General features: G+C 69.9%; 16 protein-coding genes and 1 pseudogene. 13 read left to right on the top strand and 4 right to left on the bottom strand.

The features are described 5' to 3' along the window. Nucleotides 1–16 precede the first annotated feature (16 nt). Nucleotides 17–145: a hypothetical protein gene (locus ABFX55_RS21870; RefSeq protein ID WP_346123747.1), complete on the bottom strand. Its 129-nt coding sequence runs from the start codon at nt 143–145 to the stop codon at nt 17–19. A gap of 160 nt (nt 146–305) precedes the next feature. On the opposite strand from ABFX55_RS21870, the gene ABFX55_RS21865 reads away from it, so the two are divergent. The 6 genes and pseudogenes from ABFX55_RS21865 to ABFX55_RS21840 form a co-directional block, all read left to right on the top strand. After that, nucleotides 306–443 (top strand): hypothetical protein, encoded by a 138-nt coding sequence (locus ABFX55_RS21865; RefSeq protein ID WP_346123745.1) that lies wholly within the window; start codon nt 306–308, stop codon nt 441–443. 27 nt (nt 444–470) lie between these two features. Continuing rightward, entirely contained in the window at nt 471–1,877 is a 1,407-nt protein-coding gene (locus tag ABFX55_RS21860) for an FAD-dependent oxidoreductase (protein ID WP_346123743.1), read from the top strand. Between the two features lie 49 nt (nt 1,878–1,926). After that, nucleotides 1,927–2,202: a hypothetical protein gene (locus tag ABFX55_RS21855; protein WP_346123741.1), complete on the top strand. Its 276-nt coding sequence runs from the start codon at nt 1,927–1,929 to the stop codon at nt 2,200–2,202. Then, a complete protein-coding gene (locus tag ABFX55_RS21850; RefSeq protein ID WP_346123739.1) occupies nt 2,199–3,434 on the top strand; it encodes an MFS transporter in 1,236 nt (411 codons plus the stop codon). Before ABFX55_RS21855 ends, ABFX55_RS21850 begins: the two co-directional genes overlap by 4 nt. 31 nt (nt 3,435–3,465) lie before the next feature. Continuing rightward, complete coding sequence (locus tag ABFX55_RS21845; RefSeq protein ID WP_346123737.1) at nt 3,466–3,840, top strand: metalloregulator ArsR/SmtB family transcription factor; 375 nt, start codon at nt 3,466–3,468, stop codon at nt 3,838–3,840. A 25-nt stretch (nt 3,841–3,865) separates the two neighbouring features. Then, nucleotides 3,866–3,950, top strand: a pseudogene (locus ABFX55_RS21840) (NAD(P)-binding protein); the annotation flags it as partial. A 166-nt stretch (nt 3,951–4,116) separates the two neighbouring features. On the opposite strand, the gene ABFX55_RS21835 reads toward ABFX55_RS21840, so the two are convergent. Together ABFX55_RS21835 and ABFX55_RS21830 are read right to left on the bottom strand one after the other, a co-directional pair. Next, nucleotides 4,117–5,346, bottom strand: a complete 1,230-nt coding sequence (locus ABFX55_RS21835; protein WP_346123735.1) for a GNAT family N-acetyltransferase — start codon at nt 5,344–5,346, stop codon at nt 4,117–4,119. A 13-nt stretch (nt 5,347–5,359) separates the two neighbouring features. Then, the gene (locus ABFX55_RS21830; protein ID WP_346123733.1) at nt 5,360–5,695 is read right to left on the bottom strand and encodes an ArsR/SmtB family transcription factor; all 336 of its coding nucleotides are present in this window, start codon (nt 5,693–5,695) and stop codon (nt 5,360–5,362) included. A gap of 70 nt (nt 5,696–5,765) precedes the next feature. On the opposite strand from ABFX55_RS21830, the gene ABFX55_RS21825 reads away from it, so the two are divergent. The 7 genes from ABFX55_RS21825 (at nt 5,766) to trpA (ending at nt 10,620) form a co-directional block, all read left to right on the top strand. Beyond that, a complete protein-coding gene (locus tag ABFX55_RS21825; RefSeq protein WP_346123731.1) occupies nt 5,766–5,897 on the top strand; it encodes a hypothetical protein in 132 nt (43 codons plus the stop codon). 34 nt (nt 5,898–5,931) lie between these two features. Then, nucleotides 5,932–6,474, top strand: coding sequence for an MGH1-like glycoside hydrolase domain-containing protein (locus ABFX55_RS49890; RefSeq protein ID WP_379478977.1), 543 nt, complete (start codon nt 5,932–5,934; stop codon nt 6,472–6,474). 139 nt (nt 6,475–6,613) lie between these two features. Beyond that, nucleotides 6,614–7,987 (top strand): DUF6585 family protein, encoded by a 1,374-nt coding sequence (locus ABFX55_RS21815; protein ID WP_346123727.1) that lies wholly within the window; start codon nt 6,614–6,616, stop codon nt 7,985–7,987. Nucleotides 7,988–8,010: 23 nt separating this feature from the next. Beyond that, on the top strand, nt 8,011–8,145 hold the full coding sequence (locus ABFX55_RS21810) for a hypothetical protein (RefSeq protein ID WP_346123726.1): 135 nt from the start codon (nt 8,011–8,013) through the stop codon (nt 8,143–8,145). A gap of 36 nt (nt 8,146–8,181) precedes the next feature. Then, nucleotides 8,182–8,346 (top strand): tryptophan biosynthesis modulator TrpM, encoded by a 165-nt coding sequence (gene trpM / locus ABFX55_RS49885; protein WP_379478975.1) that lies wholly within the window; start codon nt 8,182–8,184, stop codon nt 8,344–8,346. Nucleotides 8,347–8,563: 217 nt separating this feature from the next. Then, nucleotides 8,564–9,808: a tryptophan synthase subunit beta gene (gene trpB, locus ABFX55_RS21805; protein ID WP_346123724.1), complete on the top strand. Its 1,245-nt coding sequence runs from the start codon at nt 8,564–8,566 to the stop codon at nt 9,806–9,808. Then, on the top strand, nt 9,805–10,620 hold the full coding sequence (trpA, locus tag ABFX55_RS21800) for a tryptophan synthase subunit alpha (protein ID WP_346123722.1): 816 nt from the start codon (nt 9,805–9,807) through the stop codon (nt 10,618–10,620). The genes trpB and trpA overlap by 4 nt, the downstream gene beginning before the upstream one ends. A gap of 138 nt (nt 10,621–10,758) precedes the next feature. Here the strand turns inward: trpA and pstS are convergent, their stop codons facing one another. Then, entirely contained in the window at nt 10,759–11,778 is a 1,020-nt protein-coding gene (pstS, locus tag ABFX55_RS21795) for a phosphate ABC transporter substrate-binding protein PstS (RefSeq protein ID WP_346123721.1), read from the bottom strand. Nucleotides 11,779–11,944: the final 166 nt, after the last annotated feature.

Raw genomic sequence — 11,944 nt, 5'->3', positions numbered from 1 at the left:
ACTTCCTGTCGGGCAGTTACTGGCAGCCGCAGCTGCTCGGCGCTTCGGCGGCGGCCTCGTCGTCGACGGTGCCGCAGCACTCGACCTTGGCTTCGAGGGCGCAGCAGGTTTCCTGGGCGGCGGGCGTGCAGCACTGGGTGGTCATCAGGTGCCTCCATGTCGGTTCGGGCGAGTCACTGGGGTAGACGCGGCCGGGCCGATAGGGATGCACCTCGCAGCTTAGGCTCCCCTCTAATTTGACATCTCTCTAATCAATGAGGCAAGCTGCCAACTAATTCGACGAACTTCTAAACAGGAGGTGCGCGATGCGCGCTCTGTTCCGCCGGATCCGCCGGGTTCAGGACGTCACGCTCGACGAGGCACACGCCGTGGTGTGCGACGCCGCGTGCCGCGCGGCCGCCGCCGCGGACCGCTCGCGCACCTCCGTCCCGCTCTTCCGCTAACCCTTCAGAGACCCAGGAGAAGCCCTCATGAGCGACAGCTGCTGCGGCACCACCGCGTCCCTTGAACTTGAGCAGATCGCCACCTCCGGCGCCACCGGCGCGCTGCCGGTCGCGGTGATCGGCGCCGGTCCCGTCGGGCTCGCCGCCGCCGCCCACCTGGCCGAGCGCGGCCAGGACTTCCTGATCCTGGAGGCCGGCCGGCAGGTCGCCGCCTCGGTCGCCCAGTGGGGCCACGTCCGGGTCTTCAGCCCGTGGAAGTTCAACATCGACGCCGCCGCCAAGCGCCTGCTGGAAGCCGACGGCTGGAGCGAGCCCGACCCCGAGTGGCTGCCCACCGGAGCCGAGCTGATCACCGACTACCTCGCCCCGCTGGCCAAACTGTTCGGCGACAAGGTACGGCTGCACACCAAGGTGACGGCCATCAGCCGCCTCGGCTACGACCGGGTCCGGACCAACGGCCGCGAAGACGTCCCGTTCCTGATCCGGCTCGACGGCGGCGCGGAGCTGCGCGCCCGCGCGATCATCGACGCCTCCGGCACCTACGTCACACCGAACGTCCTGGGCGCCAGCGGCCTGCCCGCATACGGCGAGAACACCGTGGAAGTCGACCACGCCCTGCCCGACGTCCTCGGCGCCGACCGCGAGCGCTACGAGGGCAGACACACCCTCGTCGTCGGCGCCGGCCACTCGGCCGCCACCACCCTGCTCGCCCTCGCACAGCTGGAGGACACCCCGATCACCTGGGCGATCCGCGCCGGCGGCGCCGCCCGTACCTACGGCGGCGGCGCGGCCGACGCGCTGCCCGCGCGCGGCGCGCTCGGCACCCGCCTGCGCGCCCACGTCGAGTCAGGCCGCATCCACCTGCTGACCGGCTTCTACACCCACTCCCTCACCCGGAGCGGCGACCAGGTGACCGTGGTCAGCCATGACCCGTCCGGCGCCGAGCAGTCCGTCACGGCAGACCGCATCGTGGCCGCGACCGGCTACCGGCCCGACCACACCATCGCCTCCGAGCTGCGCCTGGACCTGGACCCGATCCTCGGCTCCACCCGACAACTGGCCCCGCTGATCGACCCGAACCAGCACTCCTGCGGCACCGTCCCCGCCCACGGCGTCGACGAGCTCGCCCACCCCGAGCCCGGCTACTACGCCGTCGGCGTCAAGAGCTACGGCCGCGCCCCCACCTTCCTGATGGCCACCGGCTACGAGCAGGTCCGCTCAGTCGTCGCGGCGGTCGCCGGGGACTGGCAGGCCGCACGAGACGTGCAGCTCGACCTGCCCGAGACCGGCGTGTGCTCCTCCAACCTCGCCGAGGCCCAGGAGCAGCGCGTCGGCCTGGCCACCGGCATCAGCGGCGGCCTGCTGGCCACGCCCCTCGCGCTGGCGAGCGTCGGCGCGAGTGGCGACAGCTGCGGCACCGGCGGTTGCGGCTGAATTCGCCGGCTTCCGACGAGCGCCGAAGCCGCAGAACAAGGAGCGTCTGATGTCTGAGGGTTACCCGATCGCGGCGCAGAAGGAGGCTTTGCGTCTCATCTGCGAGCACGGTCCGCTGGATACCCACCAGCTGGGCGAGCGCCTGGTCACCGCCCGCGGGCTGAGCAGTGATCCCGGCTACGCTCCCGCGATCGCCAGGATGGCCGGGACTCTGACCTGGCGGCTGCAGGCCCAGGGGTTCATCGCCGAAGGCCACGCGGGCGACCTCTGGACGACCACGCCAGACGGGCGTGAGCTGATCTCCTGCACCGGTGAACGCAGATGAGCTCCACCGTCCGGCCCGCCGTCCCCACGAGGGACGGCGGCCAGCCGCGTTTCAGCCGTGGCTGGCAGATCGTGGCCGCCCTCGCCGTGACCCAGACCATCGGGTACGGCGTGCTCTACTACGCCTTCTCCGTCTTCCTCACCCCCATGGCGGCCGACCTGCAGGCCAGCACCACTCAGATCGCCGCCGGCCTCACTACCTCGATCCTGGTCGCCGCGCTGTGCGCCCCGCTGGTCGGCCGCCTGCTCGACACGTACGGCGGCCGGGGGTTGATGAGCGCCGGATCCGTCCTTGGCACCCTCGCCGTGCTCGCCTGGTCCCGAGTTGACAGTCTTCCCCAGCTGTACGCGGTCTTCGCCGCCATCGGCGTCGCCTGCTCGATGGTGCTCTATGAGAGCGCCTTCGCCGTCATCGTCAGCTGGTTCGACGGCCCTGCTCGCGCGCGCGGCCGGGCCAACGCGCTGCTCGCGCTCACCGTCGTCGCCGGGTTCGCCTCCTCGATCTTCCTGCCGCTCACCGGCCTGCTGGTGGAGTGGCACGGCTGGCGTCAGGCCCTCGTCATCCTGGCGCTGGTCTACGGCGTGGCCGCGATCCCCCTGCACGCGCTCGTCGTGCGCCGCCGTACCCGCACCAAGCAGAAGCCCGCCACAGGGGAAGAACGTGCCGAGATCGTCAAGGCAGCCACCCGGCGGCGGCCGTTCTGGCTGCTGGTGATCGCCTTCACCGCCAACGGCGGCGCGGCGGCGGTGATGGCAGTCCTGCTCATCACCTACCTTGTCCACCTCGGGCATTCGCCCGTTCTGGCCGCGACGCTGGCCGGGCTGCTGGGCGTGCTGTCGGTGACCGGGCGCCTGCTCACCACCGGCCTGCAGCGCCGTCTGCCCGCCGCGCTCATCGCCGCCGCGATCTTCGCCCTCCAGGGGGTCGCCGTCCTGCTGCTGCCGCTGGTCGGGCACACGGTCTCGGGGGCGATCGGCTGCGTGCTGGGATTCGGGCTCGGCTTCGGCATCGCCTCCATCACGCTGCCGCACCTGCTCCTGCAGCGGTACGACGCGGCGGCATACGCCTCGCTGTCGGGCCGCATCGCCGCCTTCTCCGTCACCGACAAGGCCCTGGCCCCGCTCGGAGCGGTGGCGCTGGCCCAGGCGGTCGGCTACGGCTGGGTCATGGGCGCGGTGGCCCTCGCCTGCGTGATCGCCGCGTTGGCTTTGGTCGCCTACCATCGCCTATAGTTTCGATAGATGTCGAAGTAGGGAGTGCCGCATGACCGCTGTCACGATCCAGTGCTGTGCGCCGATCGCTCGGGAGCCGCTGTCGGAGACCGACGCGGCTGATCTGGCGGTCATGCTCAAGGCGGTCGCCGACCCGGTACGGCTTCGCCTGCTGTCGATGATCGGCTCCCACGCCGGCGGTGAGGCCTGCGTCTGCGACCTCACCGACGCCTTCGACCTGACCGCCCCCACGATCTCCCACCACCTCAAGGTCCTGCGCACCGCGGGCCTGATCGACGGCGAGCGGCGCGGCACCTGGGTCTACTACCGGATCATCCCCGAGGCGGTGAACAAGCTGGGCGCCCTGTTCGCGCCACTGACAGAGCCCGCGCCAAGGTCGGTGGAGCTGGAGCTCACCCCCGCATGACCGATGGACCCGCGAGGTCGACGTCCTGGTGATCGGCGGCGGCCAGGCGGGCCTGGCGGCCGGATACTACCTGCGCCGGGCCAAGGCCGACTTCGTGATTCTCGACGCCCAGGAGCAGCACGCCTGGCCGTCGCTGCCCAGTTCACCGCCACGGTGTGGCGGCTGGCTCACGCAGACTCCTGAGCCGGCACCTTCCGCTCCTCCGGCAGCGTGCGGATGCGGCGTGCGGCGCCCCATTGGCAGTGGGGTGCCGCCTCGGGCGCGACCTCCAGGGCGTCAGGCGCCGACCACCGTGCTGCGCCGTTCCATCAGCAGGACGTCGCGCCAGGCTCCGTAGTGGCGTCCAACCCGCTCGCGCATGCCCACGACGCGGAAGCCCAGCGCCTGGTGCAGCGTCAGGCTGGCGGTGTTCTCAGGGAAGATGCCGGACTGAATGGTCCAGATCCCGGCGTCCTCGCTGGCGGCGATGAACGCGATGAGCAGGGCGCGGCCGATGCCGTGGGCCTGGCAGCCGGGATGGACGTAGACGCTGTGCTCGATCACGCCCGCGTAGACCGGCCTGGCCGAGACGGCTGACGCGGCGACCCAGCCGACCACCTCGTCCGTCTCGGTGTCGACGGCGACGTATCGCAGGTGTGGCACCCTGCCGGCGGTGAAGCCCTCCCAGCTCGGCGCGACGGTCTCGAAGCTGGCCTGGCCAGTATCGAGGCCCGCCTGATAGATCGACAGCACCTGGCTAGCGTCGGCCTCTCGCATCGGCCTGATCTCCAGGCCAGGCCCGATCGCGGGCTTGTGCGCCTGGACGATGGCCGAGCGGACCCCGTCACCGTGGTCGGCGGTGAAAGTGATGACGATGCCGACGAAGCCCGCCTGGCGGAGCAGGGCGCGGTACTCCTCGACTGTCAGGGATCCGGCCACGCAACCTACCCGTTGCTCGGCGGCGGCCCGCCGTATCGGATCCACGGGCCCGTCGGTGACCACGTCGCTCACCCCGAACCGCCCGCCGGGCCGTAGAACCCGGAAGGCTTCGGCCAGGACGGCGGGCTTGTCGTCGGACAGGTTGATCACGCAGTTGGAGATGACGGCGTCCACGCAGTGGCCGGGCAGCGGGACGGCCTCGATCGTGCCGTGCAGGAACTCCACGTTGGTCGCGCCCGCCCGGGCGGCGTTGGCGCGGGCGAGTTCCAGCATGTCGGGGCTGGCGTCCAGGCCGTAGGCCTTGCCGTACGGGCCGACTCTGCGCGCGGACAGCAGCACGTCGATGCCGCCGCCCGAGCCGAGGTCGAGCACGATCTCCCCTTCGTGCAACTCGGCGACGGCCACCGGGTCGCCACATCCCAGACCGGCCCGCAACGCCCCCTCGGGAACGCCGGTGGTGTCGTCGTATCCGGCCGTCCCGAAGCAGCCTTGGTCGAATTCTTCCGCTTCGCAGTCGACGACGACCTTGCCGGTGAGGGCGGCACGTGCCAGGCCCGAGTAGCGCTCCACGACCTCGTCATGTGCCATCGCGATCTCCTGTTCAGTCGCAAACGGGTGAGGCCGGTACGGGCTTGCCCATCACCACGTCGGCGGCGGTGGGGAAGCAGCTCACGCAGGCCTCGTTGATCCGGTACAGGCTGGAGGTTCCCTGCCGCTCGACCAGCACGAAACGCACCTCGGCCAGGATCTTCAGGTGGTGCGACACGGTCGACTGGCCGACGCCGGAGACGCTCACGATCTCGCCCACGGTCATCGGCTCGCGGCGGCGCGCCAGCAGCGACACGATCTGGATGCGTGTGGCGTCGGCCAGCGCCTTGAACCAGCTCGCGTACTCCTCGGCCTCGGCCCGATCCAGCGGCTTCACATCTTCGTTCATCGATAATCGACGATAGTCGATAGCTGTCTGGGAGGGAACCCCTGTCGCCACACGGGACAGGGGTACGGCCATGCGCCTTTCCCATCGGGGCTGTGAGCGGTCACGCAGGCTCGCGCTCCAGGCCATCCTCGCCCCCGCGCTGTCCCTGGTCCCGCTGAGCGCCCAGCCGACGCTCACGCCGTCCAGGAAGCTCTCGGCCTGATCCTGGTATTCGAGCCATCAGGGGCGATCCCGATGTGATCCCATTTCGGTCTGCCGGATCGGGCCTTCGGGGCCGTAGCGGCTGTAACCGGTGCCGCTGTGGGCGGCGTCCTCGGCCTCGTACGTGGCTTTCACAGGGCGGCGGCCTTGCCGGCCGAAACCTGCCGGCTGCTGGAACGCTGGGCGCGTTTCTGCTGGACTCCCGGCGCGCCCGGGGCCGTGAGCCGCGGCACTACCAGCACGGCAACGACAGCGGCTGGGACAACGCCACCACCTTCGACCGCGAACGCGTCGTCGAGAACGCCGACCTTGCCGCCTTCCTCGTGCTGCAGATGCGCGAACTCGCGCGCTTGGCGACCGACCTCGGCGATCCCGGCGCGGCGGCCGACTGGTCCGCCGCCGCCGATCGAATGCGCAGCACCCTTCTCGCCGAGCTGTGGGACGGAGAGCGGTTCGTCGCCCGCGGCGCCCACTCCGGACGGACCTGGTCCAGCTCGAGCCTGCTCGACCTCATGCCGATCGTGCTCTGCGAGGAGCTGCCCGCGCCGGTCTCGGCCGCGCGCCTGCGCTCGACATGACGCGACGGCTCCGGATGGTGGTCAGCGGTTGCGGCGGCCCGGATCTATGGCGGACAGCCGCCGCGCCCGCGCAGGATGGGCCATGGGACAGGTCCCGCTTTGAAGCCTGCATTCACCAGAGATGTTAGAACATGGGGGCATGAATGATCAGATCAGGGACATCGCCGCCCGCATCGGAGCCGGCAGGCCTGAAGCGGTCTACGGGCCTGCGGACGGAGTGACTCCGTGGGACCGGGAGCTGCATCTTTTCGAGCATGGGGTGGTCGTCCGGTTAGCCGATGGCAGGGTTCAGGGCTTCCCCTGGGGCTCGGTGACGGTGCTGAAGGATGTCATCGACCCGTTCAGGAGCGTGTACTCGCTGAATGACGGCGTCGCGCCGGCGGTGGTGATCGATGGATTCGACAGGGCGGAGGAGTGGGGACCCGCCATTCATGGGGCTGTCCTGCGGGCGCATCTGCCGCAGGCGCGGGCGGCTCTGCAGGCGGGCCGTCCCGTCGCCTTCGGTGAGATCACCGTCACCCAGCAGGCGTTGCTCACCCCGACCGGCGCGGTGCCGTGGCCCAGAATCAGCGAGGTCAGGGTCGAGAACGGCGCCGCCGTGGCCGAGGTGGGGGAGCAGTGGCAGACGCTGACGACCACTCACGTCCGCGACATCCCGAATTTCCTCGTCCTGTTCGCGCTGATCGAGGAGCTCAGGAACGGGGCTCGGGCGCCGCGTTCCCGAGTGGGCTGGGTGATCGGCGGGGTCGCAAGCGTCTTGGTCGCCGCCTTGGTGGCCGGAGGGATCGTCGGTGTCAAGCGCCTGGTCAGGACGGGTGTCAGCCAGAGCCTCGCCGCCTCGGACCAGACGGCCGCGCCCACCGTCTCGCCGTTCGACACCCCCACGACACCCTCTGATACGTACTCTCCGACCGCCGAGCCCGACCCTTCCCCGTCCGAGGAGCCGTTCGACCCGGCCGTCCTCGACGACGAGGACACCGATCAGACCCCGATCACGCCTGACGCGCTGCTCGCCGGCTCCTTCACCACCCGCAAGGGCGTGCGCTACACCCTCAAGGGAACCAGGTCAGATGACTGCCCCGCCTGGTTCCAGGAAGGCCATGTCCGGCAAGTCCTGCGCAAGGCGCGCTGCCGCGAGATGATCTCGGGCATCTACGCCAGCGCGAACTCGACGAAGAAGAATCGCATCATGGTGGTCGTGCGGGTCATTCCCTTCAAGGACGCGGACACGGCCGAAACCGCGTTCGACAGACTCCAGGCAGGTTCGAGGGACTGGGGCTTCATGTGTCCCATGAAAGGGCCAGGATCCCAGCTGTGCGCCAACGGCCGCGGTAGCTGGTCCTCGGCGTACATCTGGGGATGGACCCAGAACAGCCATCGGTACGTCATCTCGAGCTTGGCTCTGTACGAGAATCTCGCTACTGGCCGCAGTACCAAGCCGTGGCTCAGTGATGCGTCGAAAGCCGTACTGGGCGCTGCCGGACCCATGGTTCACCACGACGGCACCGACTGACAAGATCGCGAGGGACTGAAGGTGTGACCACGCCCCTGGGGCTGCCCGCCGACCCGCTGGCCGTCCTCCCCGCCCACCGCGGCGAGATCCACATCGGTTCGGTGGGTCGGCTCGATCTCGGTGGCCGGGACGCTGAGGGACTCCTCCTCGGGGCATGATGGTGCCCACGCCCCCGGAAGTACTAGGCTTCAGCCATGCCGCTTGCCGTCCGCCTTGCCCCTGGTTGCCGCCCGCGCGGCTGCCGGGCGCCTGCGCGGCGTGTGCACGGCCGCCGGGTGCGGTACGTGATCGGCTCCGATCCTGGTCAGGTCAACGGGATGCGATGGCTTTGCGCGCCGCGCATGGCGCGGGGCGTCTGAGGGGATCTCTTCTCCCCCGGCCCTGACTCTTCACCCGAAACCGGGGGCGCTGTCCCCCAGATCCCCAAGCGTGCCCGCAGGCCGGGCTGCTGGGGGCTCACGCCTTTCGGGCAGGGGCAAGGGGAAAGGCCTCTCCACCCCGCCGCGCGGATACGTGTCCCGTGACCATCACAGCCAGGCATCCGGGGCGTGTTGCCCCGGCATAGGAGCATGTCGCATGTTCAGCGAATTCTTCATCCCGGACCCGGAGGGTCAAGTCCCCAGTGCCGAAGGGTACTTCGGTGCGTTCGGCGGCAAGTTCATCCCGGAGGCCCTGGTCGCCGCCGTGGACGAGGTCGCCGTCGAGTACGAGAAGGCCAAGGCCGATCCCGCCTTCGTCGCGGAGTTCGAGGATCAGCTCGTCAACTACTCCGGGCGCCCGAGCGCGCTCACCGAGGTGCCGCGGTTCGCCGAGCACGCCGGCGGCGGGCGGATCTTCCTCAAGCGGGAGGACCTGAACCACACCGGCTCACACAAGATCAACAACGTGCTCGGGCAGGCCCTGCTCACCAAGCGGATGGGCAAGCCCCGGGTCATCGCGGAGACCGGCGCCGGCCAGCACGGTGTCGCCACCGCGACGGCCTGTGCGCTGTTCGGTCTCGAATGCACCGTCTACATGGGCGAGATCGACACCGAGCGGCAGGCGCTCAACGTCGCCCGGATGCGGATGCTCGGTGCCGAGGTCATCCCGGTCAAGTCCGGCTCCCGCACGCTCAAGGACGCCATCAACGAGGCGTTCAGGGACTGGGTCGCGAACGTCGACCGGACGCACTACGTCTTCGGCACGGCCGCGGGACCGCATCCCTTCCCGGCCATGGTGCGCGACTTTCACCGCGTCATCGGCGTGGAGGCCCGCCGCCAGATCCTGGAGCGGGCCGGGCGACTGCCGGACGCGGCCATCGCCTGCGTCGGCGGTGGCTCGAACGCGCTCGGTCTCTTCCACGGCTTCCTTCCCGACAGCGGCGTACGTCTCATCGGCTGCGAGGCCGCCGGGCACGGCGTGGAGAGCGGTGAGCACGCGGCCTCGCTTTCCGCGGGCGAGCCGGGCATTCTGCACGGTTCGCGGTCGTATGTCCTACAGGACGAGGAGGGTCAGATCACCGAGCCCTACTCGATCTCGGCCGGTCTGGACTATCCGGGCATCGGGCCCGAGCATGCGTATCTGAAGGACATCGGCCGCGCGGAGTACCGTCCGGTCACCGACGACGCGGCGATGCAGGCGTTTCGGCTGCTCTCGCGGACCGAGGGCATCATTCCGGCGATCGAGAGCGCGCATGCGCTCGCCGGTGCCCTGGAAGTCGGCAGGGAGCTCGGTAAGGACGGGCTGATCATCGTCAACCTGTCCGGCCGCGGCGACAAGGACATGGACACGGCCGCCCGCTACTTCGAGCTGTACGACGCCGCCGAGGGGGAGTCGAAGTGAGTGGCAACATCCAGCTGTTGAACGACACTCTCGCCCGGGCCAAGGCCGAGGGCCGCTCCGCGCTCATCGCCTACGTCCCGGCCGGATTCCCGACCGTCGAGGGTGGCATCGAGGCGGTCAAGGCGGTCCTCGAATCCGGCGCGGACGTCGTCGAGGTAGGGCTGCCGCACAGCGACCCGGTGTTCGACGGACCGGTCATCCAGACGGCCGACGACATCGCCCTGCGCGGCGGGCTCAAGATCGCCGACGTGATGCGCACCGTCCGCGAGGCACACGCCGCCACGGGCAAGCCCATCCTGGTGATGACGTACTGGAACCCGGTCGACCGCTACGGCGTCGAACGCTTCGCCACCGAGCTCGCCGAGGCAGGCGGCGCGGGCTGCATCCTGCCCGACCTGCCCGTCCAGGAATCGGCGACCTGGCGCGAGCACGCCGAGAAGCAGGGCCTGGCCACCGTCTTCGTCGTCGCGCCGAGCAGCAAGGACGAGAGGCTGAAGGAGATCACCGCGGCCGGTTCGGGATTCGTGTACGCCGCCTCGCTGATGGGGGTCACCGGCACGCGCGCCTCCGTCGGACAGGCCGCGGGCGCCCTGGTGCGGCGCACCAGGGAGGCCACCGACCTCCCGGTCTGCGTCGGCATCGGCGTCTCCAACGGGGAGCAGGCCGCCGAGGTCGCGGGGTTCGCGGACGGTGTGATCGTCGGCTCCGCCTTCGTCAAGGCGCTGCTCGACGCACCCGACGAGGCGGCCGGGCTCGTGGCGGTCCGGACGCTCACGGCCGAGCTCGCCAAGGGCGTACGCGGGGACGTGTAGCTGAGGCCTGAACCGGGGAGGCACGCTGATGCCTCCCCGGTTGGGTTGCGGGTGTGAGCAAGAACCACCGCGGGGAAAGCGCCGCCCGTCAGCCCGCGACGCGCGTGACATGGAGTCGGCCGGCTCGATGCCCGAGTTTCAGCGCGTGGCGTCGAGCCGGGCGCGCACCTTGGTGAGGAGGTCGTCCGGGAGGGGCGCGTAGCCGTGCAGGGAGAGGTAGGACTGGCCGGCGTCGCTCGCGGTGTAGCGCAGGAAGGTCCGCACCAGCGGGTCGGAGTTGTTCGAGCAGGTGATCGCGTAGGTGACCAGGATGATGGGGTAGGCGCCCTTGGCTTCGGTCAGGTAGTCGAGCTTCACCACCGGACCATCATTCTCGCCCACGACGCGGGCGCCCCTCAGGGCCTGGGTGGCACTCTGGGGCGAGAGCGCGACGAAATGGCCGGAGGCGTTGCGCACCTTGGCGGTGCGCAGGCGGGCGTTGCTGGCGAATCCGTACTCCACGTACCCGATGGAACCCGTGGTGTCCTGGACGGCCTCGGTGATCCCCGTGGAGCCCGCAACGCCTTGCCCGGAGCCGGTCCACTTCCTGGCCGGCTCGTACGGCCAGCGGCCCGCCGCCTTGAGATAGGCAGTGAGGTTATGGGTCGTACCCGAGTCGTCGGAGCGATGAAAGAGCCGGATAGGGGTGTGCGGCAGACGCCTGCCGCGGTTGTCGGCGGCGATCTCCTGGGCATCCCATCTGGTGATCCGCCCGCTGAAGATGCCGGTCACAGTGGTGGGCGACAGCTTCAGATCCGGCACGGACGGCAGGTTGTAGGCCAACGCGATCGGGCCGACCACCATGGGCAGGTGCGCCACGCGGCCGCGGCAGCGCCTGTCGGCCAGCGCCTGTTCGCCGGGTCGCATCGCGACGTCGGAGCCGGCGAACGCGGTGGCGCCCGCGATGAAGTCGCGAATGCCGGCCTCCGACCCGTTGGCCCGGTAGTCCACCCGCAGTTCTGGGTGAATCTGGTGGAACTCGGCACGCCAGGCGTCCATCGCGCCCTTCTGCGCGCTTGAACCCGAGCCGGAGATCGACGCGGCGATCGGCAGGCTCCGAGACATGTCATCGCGGGGCAACATCGCAGTCACGCTCAGGCCGGTTCCGTAGGCGGCCACGGTGAGGGCGGCAAGTACACGCGGCCAAGCGGTCCATGTCCGTTTTGCCATCTCACGAGGCTACGAAGGGGTTGTTTCGGGTCCGTGAACCCCTTGCCAAACTCCTGGCCCCAAACGGTCATGAACCGGCAAGCCAGTCCTACTGGATCCGAAGGCTCCCTCTGAG

The sequence above is a fragment of the Nonomuraea roseola genome (genome assembly GCF_039535395.1).
GTDB classification, from domain to species: domain Bacteria; phylum Actinomycetota; class Actinomycetes; order Streptosporangiales; family Streptosporangiaceae; genus Nonomuraea; species Nonomuraea roseola.
This window is presented reverse-complemented; position numbering and strand designations above follow the sequence as displayed.

Bases quoted from the DNA above. Each gene is read 5' to 3' on its own strand.
- ABFX55_RS21850 (WP_346123739.1), top strand. From the start codon at position 2,199: ATGAGCTCCACCGTCCGGCCCGCCGTCCCCACGAGGGACGGCGGCCAG.
- trpB (WP_346123724.1), top strand. From the start codon at position 8,564: ATGTTCAGCGAATTCTTCATCCCGGACCCGGAGGGTCAAGTCCCCAGT.
- ABFX55_RS21855 (WP_346123741.1), top strand. From the start codon at position 1,927: ATGTCTGAGGGTTACCCGATCGCGGCGCAGAAGGAGGCTTTGCGTCTC.
- trpM (WP_379478975.1), top strand. From the start codon at position 8,182: ATGCCGCTTGCCGTCCGCCTTGCCCCTGGTTGCCGCCCGCGCGGCTGC.
- ABFX55_RS21870 (WP_346123747.1), bottom strand. From the start codon at position 145: ATGACCACCCAGTGCTGCACGCCCGCCGCCCAGGAAACCTGCTGCGCC.
- ABFX55_RS21815 (WP_346123727.1), top strand. From the start codon at position 6,614: ATGAATGATCAGATCAGGGACATCGCCGCCCGCATCGGAGCCGGCAGG.
- ABFX55_RS21835 (WP_346123735.1), bottom strand. From the start codon at position 5,346: ATGGCACATGACGAGGTCGTGGAGCGCTACTCGGGCCTGGCACGTGCC.
- ABFX55_RS21860 (WP_346123743.1), top strand. From the start codon at position 471: ATGAGCGACAGCTGCTGCGGCACCACCGCGTCCCTTGAACTTGAGCAG.
- ABFX55_RS21865 (WP_346123745.1), top strand. From the start codon at position 306: ATGCGCGCTCTGTTCCGCCGGATCCGCCGGGTTCAGGACGTCACGCTC.
- ABFX55_RS21830 (WP_346123733.1), bottom strand. From the start codon at position 5,695: ATGAACGAAGATGTGAAGCCGCTGGATCGGGCCGAGGCCGAGGAGTAC.
- ABFX55_RS21845 (WP_346123737.1), top strand. From the start codon at position 3,466: ATGACCGCTGTCACGATCCAGTGCTGTGCGCCGATCGCTCGGGAGCCG.
- ABFX55_RS21825 (WP_346123731.1), top strand. From the start codon at position 5,766: ATGCGCCTTTCCCATCGGGGCTGTGAGCGGTCACGCAGGCTCGCGCTC.